General features: G+C 74.0%; 1 pseudogene. It reads right to left on the bottom strand.

Annotated elements, in window-relative coordinates:
- A pseudogene (locus ACLZOT_RS50165) lies at window positions 1–411 on the bottom strand (MMPL family transporter); the annotation flags it as partial.

Raw genomic sequence — 411 nt, 5'->3', positions numbered from 1 at the left:
ACATGGATCACCGTGATGCCGTAGGCGGGCGGGACGGAGGCCACCTGGGCGACGCACTCAGTGGCCTCGATGACGTCGACCAGGCCGGTGGGGGCGTCGCCGTCGACGACGACCTGGAGCGGGCCGTTGAAGCCGGGTCCGAAGCCCTCGGCGAGCAGGTCGTAGGCCTGGCGGGTGGTGGTCGACTCCTGGTGGTTGCCCTGGTCGGTGGCGCCCAGGCGCAGCGACAGCACAGGGATCGCGAGGACCGCCATGACGACGACGGCCAGCGCGGCGACCGGACGCGGGCGCCTCTGGACGTACGACGACCAGCGTGCCGCGAGTCCGCTCGCCTCGGCCGGTTCCGGTCCCGCCACCGCGAGCCGGTGCCGCTGCCGGCGGCTGAGCACCCGCATCCCGAGCAGGCCGAGG

The organism is Streptomyces sp. 4F14 (assembly GCF_048159485.1).
Taxonomy (GTDB): Bacteria; Actinomycetota; Actinomycetes; order Streptomycetales; family Streptomycetaceae; genus Streptomyces.
Note: the sequence above shows the minus strand (reverse complement) of the source record. Positions and strands in the feature narration are given on the sequence as shown.